This is a genomic window from Auritidibacter sp. NML100628 (assembly GCF_003185985.1).
Lineage (GTDB): Bacteria > Actinomycetota > Actinomycetes > Actinomycetales > Micrococcaceae > Auritidibacter > Auritidibacter ignavus.
Map to the genome: position 1 here is coordinate 54,620 of NZ_QHLP01000014.1, position 9,567 is coordinate 64,186.

Below are 9,567 nucleotides of genomic sequence, written 5' to 3' on the forward strand. Positions count from 1 at the left end.
CCACGCACCGGCTAACCCAGCCTCACCGCCTGGTTTCCAGCGGTGGCGAATCGGGAATCGTGGGTGACCATCACCACGGTTCGATCGGCCAAGGCCTTCTTGAGATCCGCCACCAGGTGCGCTGCTTCATCGGCGCCTAAGTGTGCAGTGGGTTCATCCAAGAGCACGACGTCAGCACGAGCGATGAGAGCCCGCGCGACAGCGATGCGTTGACGTTGACCGCCGGAGACAAAATGTCCGGAGGGGCCCAGTCGAGTGTCGAGCCCGTTCGGGGCCACCTCGAGCCAGTCGGCCAGTCCCACGGTTTTCAGGGCACGGATGAGCTCGGCATCCTCGGGTCGGTCATCCGGGTCGCGGGCCAGGGCCAGGTTGGAGCGTAGCGTGGAGTCAAAAAGATACGCCTCCTGCGGGCACCAGGCGATCGCGCCCAGGGCAGATTCCGGGCCGATGATGCTGTCAGTACCGGACTCGGTGGCGTCTGTGCGCCGGGTGGCATGCAGGACCATGCGCCCGGATTGTGGTCGCAAGAAACCCAGCAGTACCGCCAACAGCGTGGACTTTCCAGACCCTGACGGTCCGGTAACCACACAAAAGTCACCGCGGGTGGCCTGCAAGCTCAAATCTGCCAGTACTAACGGTCCGTGTGGCGCATAAGCCACGTCAATCTGGTCAACCTCCACCGCGCTGACGACCACATCGCGATGGTGGGCGCGCTTCTGTTCAGCCACGTCGTCAGTCGCCGGTGGGGTGGGCACTGCCTCGACCTGCACCCAACCACCAGTGGCGGTCTGCGAGGTCTGCAGTAATGGACCGATCTTCTGCAGTTGCCGGCGGAGAATTGAGAACTCTTGAACCCCTTGGTTCAACAGTCCGAAGGGCTCGGCGAGGGCGAGCATCATCATCACCACCAGCGCGGTATGAGGGGCGTTGATGCCGTGTTGGACGCATTCCCACATGATCTGGATGGCGGCCCAGCCGGAGACCAATGAGGATAGCCCCTGGCCAAGGCCGGCAACCATCGAATGGCGTTTCAAGGGGCGCTGGTGGTGGAGATCCCAGCGGGCAAAGCGTTCCGAGGCCACCGTTGCGCCCCCATTGCCGGCCAAATCTGCGGCCGCTGTCAACAGTCGGGAGGTTTGCGACATCACCTGGGTGCGGTGATCGGCCAGCATCGCCGTCGACCGCGCATCGCTGAGAGCAACCAAGCCCGGGATGACGACGATGCCGAAAAGTCCGGCAACCAGGGCGGGCCACCAGGCTCCGGGGGCGAAGTACATGGTTATCCCCAGCGTCGCCAACCACGCGATCACAGCGGCAGGAATGGGGACGATAACGCGCGGAACTGCATCGCGCAGTTCGTCAACGTCGGAGATCAACACCGACAGGGCGCCACCGGTGCGGGTCAGTCGGGTCCACTGTTGCGCTTGGGAGCCTAGAGCGTCCCAAATCTTCAGGCGCAAGTCATCAGCCCAGGACAGCACCGCGTCGTGGACCGCCAAGCGTTCGGCATAGCGAAACACTGCCCGGCCGATGCCAAAGAAGCGAACCGCGACAATGATGGCCAGCAAATAGAGGATCGGGGGCTGGTAAGAGGCCTGCACAATGAGCCATCCGGACAGGGCCGATAGGAGCGCGGCGGAAAGCACAGCAGCGGCCGACCAAAAGACTCCGGCCAGGAATTTTCCGCGGTTCAACGGCAAGAACCGGAACCACTGTCCCAGGCTGAGCCGGTGGTTCTCGGTGTCGTGTGGCTGGTGCGCCCTGTGGTGGTCTGGGGAAGACCTCTGGGGCGTGGTAGCGCTATGCTCCGCCTGGTCGGTGATTCGTGCACCGGCAGACACGGTATCTGCTACCGGTGTGGTCGCAGCGTGTGTCACGGTCTGAACGGTCGCGGCATCGGTCCTCACCCTGGCACCGTCCACCAAATGGTCGGCCAGGTGGTGCACCTCGGGATCGTGGGAGGCCACCACCATCGTGATCGGCGGAAGCAGTGGTGTCTCGCCGACGTGGTGCGTGCGATCGGTCGCTTTAGGGAGACGTCGTTGTCTCAGCGTGGCCAGCGTCTCCCGGACGGCGTCAGCGGAGGCTGGATCCAAGTGGGCGGTGGGCTCATCCAGTATCAGTAGCCAGCCACGGGCGTCGTCACCGGCGGCGAGTAACCGGATAACCACGCGGGCGAAGCCCAGGCGCCGGCGCTCCCCGGGGCTGAGATCGTTGACGATGCGGGATTGATAGTCGGCCAGCCCGCTCGTAGCCAACGCGTGAGCCACCAAGGACTCGACGGTATCGGCGGTGGCCTCAGGGCGGTCCAGTCGGACATAGAACTCCAATTCCTCGGCCACGGTGGGTTCACTGAAATTGGGGTGCTGGGCCAACCAGGCCACATGGAGCTCATCGAGGCCGCTCACCCTGCCACGGAATTCTGCTTCGGCCTCGGTGAGTACTCCGGCCAAGGCGTTGAGCACCGTAGATTTTCCGGTCCCCGAGGCCGAACCGAACACGGTGATTTCTCCCGGTGCCAAGCTCAAACTCAACCCGGTGACCACCGGATCTAACACCTGCATCCGATGGGTCGGGCCCGCATGGTTCTTGTGGGCCAGCACTTTGGCCCGTCGTGGGTCATCGTGGTGGAGCGCCCGAATATCGGGGAGTTTTTCCGCTGTGATTTCGGTGAAAGAGCGGTAGGCAATGCTGAGGTTGTCGATGGAGACGGTGCTCGTCTGGTGTGTTGACTCAGCCCGCAAGGATTCGGCGAGGGTTTTGGCTTCGGGCTGGTTAATCTGTTCGCGAGCGCGTCGCAGTGCGTCCACCCCGTCTTCGGAAGAGTGGAAGGCAGAGCCAACATCACGGAAGGGCAAATATACTTCCGCGGCCAGGGTGAGCACCATCAGGCCCACGCTGAGTTCTAGTCCCCCGTAGACCAGACGCACCCCGATCAACACCGCAATCACCGCCACCGACAGGGTCGCGATGAGTTCCAGAGCCAGGCTGGACATAAACGCGGCCCGCAGGGTGGACATGGTGGTGCGTTGGTATTTTTCTGACACCGTCGCCAAGGACTTCCGCTGCACCCCAGCACGGCGCAACCCAACGAGCACGGGCAGACCGCGGGCGAGCTCTAATAAGTGATGCGAGAGCCGGTTGAGCCCCGCGGTGGCGTCATCGACCCGGGATTCGGTATACCGACCGATCAAGATCATAAAGACCGGGATCAGTGGCACGGTGATGACCAAAATGAGTGCCGAAACCCAGTCGTGTAGCAGAATCCAGCCGCCAAGCAGAACGGGAATGACCAGGGCGGAAAGTAGGGCCGGCAGGAACTCGGTGTAGTACTTATCCAACCCATCGAGACCTTTGGAGGCCAGTACCGCGTCTTCGCCGGCTCGATCGGCGTGTTCGCCGGCGGCGTTGAGCCGATGAGTGACCAGCTGGGCGCGCAAATATTCTTTTTCGCCCAGCGCGGCCCGGGAGGCCAACACCTGTTGGCCCCAGACGGCGACACCGCGCAACACCGCTCCCCCGAAGCCGGTCACCACGGGAGCGAGGAATTCGGTAGTGAAGGCAGCCTGAGCTAGTGATTCGACGATGCCCGGTGAGGTGGCCGGAGGATTGAAGAAGAGGTCAATGAGTTGGGCTGCGTCCTGGGTGGGCAGTGAGGCAGCCAGCTGCGAGATGCCTCGGGCGATCCCGATGGCAATCAGGATCCATCCGAGAGCTTTCACGACGGCGAGGACGCCGAGCCCTATCAGAGCACGGCGTCCTGTCGCAGAGGTTGGTAGTTCTGGTTTCAGACCGGAGTCACGACCTTGGATTCAGGGATATGGGTTTCGGCGATCCGCTTGCGGAACACCCAGTAACTCCAGCTACTGTACGCCAAAACGATCGGCACGAAGATCGCTGCGACCACGGCCATCACGGTCAACGTGTAATCCGAGGAGGAGGCGTTGTTGACGGTAAGGTTCCACGCGTCGTTGAGCGTAGAGGGCAACACATTGGGGTACAGCGCCCAGAAGATCGCTGCCACACCGGCGGCAACGAAGACCGTCATCCCAAAGAAGGCCCAACCTTCACGTTCCTGGGCCGCGAAAACCAGTGCGGCAATCATGCCTGCCACGGCGACAACAAGCAGGATCCACGGCATCACCTTCGGGTAGAGGATCAGGACACCGACAGCCCAGCCGGCCATCGGTAACAGGTAGACCCACAGCCACCGGGACAGGTGGCGTTTGGCGGCTGCTCGTGGAGCGCCCATGGTCTTCAGGCCGAGGAAGGCCCATCCCTGAGCCAAGGCGAAACCAACCACGGCCAGTCCGCCGATCACAGCCCAAGAGTTCAGCCAGACGAAGGCGTGACCCACTCGGTCACCGTTCTCATTCAGTGGCAGACCGGTGGTGGTGATGGCCAGCATCGCCCCGACACAGAAGGCTGCCGTCAACGACCCGAGACACAGTGCCCAATCCCACAAGTTACGCACTCGTGTGGTGTGGGCTTTGCCCCGGTACTCGATCGCGACCGCGCGGAAGATGAGCCCCAGCAGGGCTAGGGTAAGCGGGATGTAGAGGGCTGAGAATAACGAGGCGTACCACATTGGGAAAGCCGCGAAGGTGGCGCCACCGGCGGTGAGCAACCACACTTCGTTGCCGTCCCACACGGGGCCAATCGTGTTCAGCAACACACGTCGTTGGGACTCGTTGCGAGCCCAGAACTTCATGAGCATTCCGACACCGAGGTCGAAACCCTCAAGCACGAGGTATCCGGTCCAGAGCACTGCAATGAGGATGAACCACAGGGTGGGAAGAAATTCCATGATGGCGTGATTACCTTTCTCTACTGGGTTCTCTCATTTAGTACGCGAAGGACAGAACATCAGAGGAATCTTTGTTCTGGTCATCCCCGTCGTTTTCTTCATCTGCAGTCAGCTCCGGCATACCTGCCGGCACACCACCGCGGATGTAACGGACCAACAGAACCACTTCGACCACCAGCAACACCGCATAAACCAGAGTGAGGACGATCAGCGAGAACAAAATCTCACGCCCGTCGACTCCCGGTGACACCGCGGCAGCGGTAAACTGCCAGACCTGATCCACTCCGGTGGGGTCGGGGTTGGGGGCGACCGTGAAGGGTTGACGCCCCATTTCCGTGAAGATCCAACCGGCCGCGTTGGCGCCAAACGGTGCCAGGATCGACAGCCAGGCGGCGTGCATCAGCCACGGAGTTTGCGGCACGGTGCCCTTGCGCCCCAGGAAGAGTCCAATAGCGGCTGCCAAGGCCGCCAGACCACCAAAGGTGATCATCAGCCGGAAGCCCCAGTAGGTGACTTCCATGACCGGCAGGTACTCAATCTCTGACCCGGCACGTTCACCGTACATGGGGTCGTCGGGCAGGTGGGTACCGAAGTTTTCTTCATAAATCGGGATCAGGGTGTTCACACCGGGGACGTCGGTGTTGAAGTCGCCGTAGGCCAGGTAGGACAGCAGGCCCGGAATCTCAAAGACGCCCACCACGTCATCACAGGTGGTGGCTCCGTCGGTATTGGAAATATCTCCGACCGTCAGCACCGAGAAGCCGGTCCCGTCGTGGCAGGCAGCTTCAGCGGCTGCCATTTTCATCGGTTGCTGTTCGATCATCATTTGAGCTTGAGCGTGACCGGTAAAGGCCGTGCCTAGGAACGCACCCAAGGCGATCCAACCACCCCAGCGGAACGAGGTCCGCCACACGGTGTGGTCAATACCGTCACGAGCTTTGGAGCCGGTGGCACCAATGATCACTTCGCCGTTGGTGTTGAGGGAGTCGATACCGTCTTTGCGACGTTTCCACAGGTGGTACCAGGCCACACCGAAAAGCATGGAGCCGGCCACGGCCAGGGCGCCGAAAATGGTATGGGGGAAGTGCACCAACAAGGTGGGGTTAGTTAGCACGGCCCAGATATCGATCATCTGAGCTCGACCATCGGCGTATTCAATGCCGACTGGGTGCTGCATGAAGGCGTTTGCGGCCAGAATGAAATAGGCCGACACCACCGAACCAATCACCGCGGCCCACAGAGTCGCTAAATGCAAACGAGGGGAAATTCTGCCCCAGCCGAAAATCCAGATACCGAGGAAGACCGATTCCAAGAAGAATGCGATCAGAGCTTCCATGGCCAGCGGGGCACCGAAAACGTCGCCAACGAACCGGGAGTATTCGCTCCAGGCCATTCCGAACTGGAACTCCTGGACAATACCGGTGGCTACACCCATGATGAAGTTGATCAAAAAGATCTTGCCCCAGAACTTCGTCATGCGTAAATAGTGTTCTTTACCGGTGCGATGCCACATGGTCTGCATTGACACCAGCACAATACCGAGGCCGATTGTCAATGGAACCATCAGGAAGTGGTAAACGGTCGTGATACCGAATTGCCACCGGGCTACCTCAAGTGGATCCATCAGGATTCCTTCCTCACGAGCGCCTAACGCGCCGACGAATGCAAGAGATGGGTCGAGTTCGGCTGTGGTCGACCTCGGTCAAAACCCTGTCGCCAAGGCCTCAAACTCGAGGCTCAAACGGTGATACGACACGATGCTCGCAGTGAGGCTCACTCCGTACAACGCTTGATCGCCGGATAAGCTACCACCATCATAACCACTTTTCTACGCTGTGTAGAAAAGATTTCTACGCGTTGTAGAAAATTCGCCTGGGCTGAGCTCAACACACGGTGCCCCGGTAGCGTATGACGCAGATCAAGCAGGCGCGCCCCGTGAAAAGCACCCGAGAGCAACGGTCATGGATATGGCATCAGGCCACTATGTCGTCATAGTGCACCGAAACTTCTACAATGCGTAGAATAAATCTACTACCGTGACCGTCAGCCCCAAGGAGTACAGAGTATGAACACCGGTTCATTAGGACAGTTGGAACAAGCCGTCATGAATCTGCTGTGGGATTCCTCTGCGCCGATGACCGCTAATGACTTACGCGAGCGATTAGAGCAGCGTACCGGCTCCACCAAAAATACTCCGGCGATCACCACGATCCTGACGGTGCTGTCCCGGCTGACGAAAAAAGGTTTTGTGAATAAGGACCAGCAACAGCGTCCGCACACCTTCACCGCCCGAGCAACCCGGGAAGCCCACACCGCTGATGTTTTGCACGAGGTCCTCAACCAAGCGCCAGATCGTCAAGCGGTGCTTGCTCAATTTGTGGGCTCCATTAACTCTGAGGAACTCGCGACTCTTCGGAGCATCCTGAATGCTCGCGACGAATCACTCAGTTAGTAAACTAGAGGGGCCCAGTCCCCTAACCGCAGCGCCGTCCGCCCATTCGTCGCATTCTCGACCCACGATGTTATGGCCCCCATTCTTCTCGCCCTCGTGGCCGTGCTATTGGCCTGGCCCGTACCCGTGCTTCTGGGGCGCGCCCAGTGGCCTGCTCGCGCTCCCGTGGCAGCGATGATTTTATGGCAAGCGGTGGGGCTCGGTGGCGGTCTAGCCCTCATTTCAGCACCCTTGCTCTATGCAGTCCGCAAATTCGGCTCCGGGCTCATCCCTGCCGGGACAGAAATATTCGAGGCGATCGCCAACCACGGTTTATTCGCTCTCCACCTCGACCCACGCTGGGGTGGGCTAGAGATCGTGGCTGGAACCCTAGCAGTCGCCATCGGCGTACATCTGGTGCTGAGCCTGGTGTACTCCGCATGGCGAACCACCCTGGAGCGTCGTCGCCACCGCGAGACGGTGCAGTTACTCTCCAAAGTCATCCACGACCCCACGGCCTCTGAGACCCTGACCCCATACCAACGCAATTCCGGTGGCGTCACCACCTTATTGCTCCCCTCCGAGCACCCGCTGGCCTACTGCATTCCCGCACTGTCCGGCTCGTATACCGTGATCTCTCAGGGATTGATGGAGCGACTAACCGAAGCCGAATTGTCAGCGGTGATCGAACATGAAAAGGCCCATTTGCGTCAGCGTCACGACCTATTGCGGGTGGGGTTTGAGGCCTGGCACCGAGCGGCATCCTGGCTGGTCGCCACCGAGACCTCACGGATTGCGGTGACCACGCTCACCGAGATGCTTGCCGATGATGCAGCTCTGGCACGCATCGATCGCGAGACCTTAATCCGGTCTATGGCCGTGGTTGCCAGCCACGACGCCCCGCACACCATCGCCAAACCGCTCTCCTCAAACCAGCCGGCCGACCGAACTACCTCGGTGACCGCGGTACGACTCAAACGGCTCCTCTCCAGCCACCCCCCTTTACCCGGTTGGCAGCAAGCCCTGATCATCACCCTGGCAGCCTGCCTGTTGACCGTCCCGGCAGCCCTGACGCTGTGCGGGGTGTAAGAAAACTAACAGGCTTTCATTAAGGCCAAATGCCTTCAACTTCTTCGTGACCGATAGAGTAAGAAGACATGGCTAGGCGAGCGGTCGTGGCGAACCCTATCATCGCGATGACCCCAGACCTGGTTCCGCGAAACTGAAGTCTCCGCGTCATCGTGCCCTACCCCAGACCAGGTGGGGCTTTTGATCAACACCTCGGTCATCCGCACCCACCTGGAACCAGCGGTGTCCGTGGTGGTTCACGACAAAATGGGACTGCCGAGCTCGGCCATGAACTTTGACATCACCAACGCCTGCCTGGGATTTGTCAACGGGATGGGGTTGGCCGCGACCATGATTGATTCAGGACAAGTGGACTAGGTGGTGGTCGTTGCCGGAGAAGATGCTTCCAAGGTACACGAAGCCACCAACCGCGATGCCTTCCTCTCCCAATTCGCCACCCTGACCCTGGGATCAGGGGCCGCCGCTGCGGTTATTGGGCCGAGCGACCGTCACCCCGAGGGGCACCGCATCCTGCACAGCGTCACCCGGGCAGGTACCGAGTTCAACCATTTGTGCGCCGGAGACCATAAGGGCATGAGCACCGACTCCACGGCTCTGCTAGCCAATGGTCTCGACCTGGTCATGGCTGCCTGGAACGACGCCGACCCGGCATGGAAGTGGTCCGAGGCCGACCGCTACATCACCCACCAGGTCTCCTCCCAGCACACCAACGCCATTATTCAGGCCGCCGGGATTGACCCAGACAAGATCCCGGTCACGTTCCCGGATTTGGGCAATATCGGACCCGCCGCGCTACCGGTGACCTTGGCCCGGGAAAAAGACATGCTGAGCCCCGGCGATTCTGTGTTGTGCATGGGTGTTGGCTCCGGACTCAACGTGGCCAGGCTCGATCTGCAGTGGTAATAGCCCCACCCGGTCCACACCCTCGAGAAAGAAGAGTGTTGCTGTGATTGTGACTCGTGCCGCCCATCAACCCGACTCCGAGACCATGCAGACCGAGCTTCCCGGTTTCCGTCCAGAGTTTTCTCACCTGGTCACTCTCGCACGAGCAGAACATCCCGCCGGCTTCCACGTCATGGACACCGGCCCGGCTCTCGAAGCCCAGGGACTGACCCCGTTACATTCATTTGTAGGTCCTCATCAGAGGATCTGGTCGCTGGTCCTGGTATGGTTTTTTTGCCCTGTCATCGATGATCCGGGGGGTGTTGCCGCCAGGAGTCCAGGACGCGCGTTGACTGCT

The 9,567-nt window shown here is 60.6% G+C and carries 6 protein-coding genes and 1 pseudogene; 4 read left to right on the top strand and 3 right to left on the bottom strand.

Annotated features, from left to right (window positions below; genetic code table 11):
• Positions 1–11 precede the first annotated feature (11 nt).
• Genes cydC through DCC24_RS09630 form a run of 3 tightly spaced genes read right to left on the bottom strand, consistent with a single transcriptional unit; the run spans position 12 to position 6,431 of the window.
• The gene (gene cydC, locus DCC24_RS09620; RefSeq protein ID WP_369860210.1) at positions 12–3,812 is read right to left on the bottom strand and encodes a thiol reductant ABC exporter subunit CydC; all 3,801 of its coding nucleotides are present in this window, start codon (positions 3,810–3,812) and stop codon (positions 12–14) included.
• Positions 3,788–4,807 carry a cytochrome d ubiquinol oxidase subunit II gene (gene cydB, locus DCC24_RS09625; protein WP_110099707.1) on the bottom strand — a complete coding sequence of 340 codons (1,020 nt, stop codon included), beginning with the start codon at positions 4,805–4,807 and terminating at the stop codon, positions 3,788–3,790. Before cydB ends, cydC begins: the two co-directional genes overlap by 25 nt.
• Positions 4,808–4,844: 37 nt before the next feature.
• Positions 4,845–6,431, bottom strand: a complete 1,587-nt coding sequence (locus tag DCC24_RS09630) for a cytochrome ubiquinol oxidase subunit I (RefSeq protein WP_110099708.1) — start codon at positions 6,429–6,431, stop codon at positions 4,845–4,847.
• A gap of 441 nt (positions 6,432–6,872) precedes the next feature.
• Between DCC24_RS09630 and DCC24_RS09635 the strand changes: the two genes are divergently transcribed.
• The 4 genes and pseudogenes from DCC24_RS09635 to DCC24_RS12370 all read left to right on the top strand — a co-directional run.
• Positions 6,873–7,259: a BlaI/MecI/CopY family transcriptional regulator gene (locus DCC24_RS09635; protein ID WP_110099709.1), complete on the top strand. Its 387-nt coding sequence runs from the start codon at positions 6,873–6,875 to the stop codon at positions 7,257–7,259.
• A 72-nt stretch (positions 7,260–7,331) separates the two neighbouring features.
• Complete coding sequence (locus DCC24_RS09640; protein WP_110099710.1) at positions 7,332–8,327, top strand: M56 family metallopeptidase; 996 nt, start codon at positions 7,332–7,334, stop codon at positions 8,325–8,327.
• Positions 8,328–8,492: 165 nt separating this feature from the next.
• Positions 8,493–9,230: pseudogene (locus tag DCC24_RS09645) on the top strand (3-oxoacyl-ACP synthase III); the annotation flags it as partial.
• A gap of 43 nt (positions 9,231–9,273) precedes the next feature.
• Positions 9,274–9,567: hypothetical protein (locus tag DCC24_RS12370; RefSeq protein ID WP_233492059.1), on the top strand; the 294-nt coding region annotated here is incomplete at its 3' end.

Bases quoted from the DNA above. Each gene is read 5' to 3' on its own strand.
- cydB (WP_110099707.1), bottom strand. From the start codon at position 4,807: ATGGAATTTCTTCCCACCCTGTGGTTCATCCTCATTGCAGTGCTCTGG.
- DCC24_RS09640 (WP_110099710.1), top strand. From the start codon at position 7,332: ATGGCCCCCATTCTTCTCGCCCTCGTGGCCGTGCTATTGGCCTGGCCC.
- DCC24_RS09630 (WP_110099708.1), bottom strand. From the start codon at position 6,431: ATGGATCCACTTGAGGTAGCCCGGTGGCAATTCGGTATCACGACCGTT.
- DCC24_RS09635 (WP_110099709.1), top strand. From the start codon at position 6,873: ATGAACACCGGTTCATTAGGACAGTTGGAACAAGCCGTCATGAATCTG.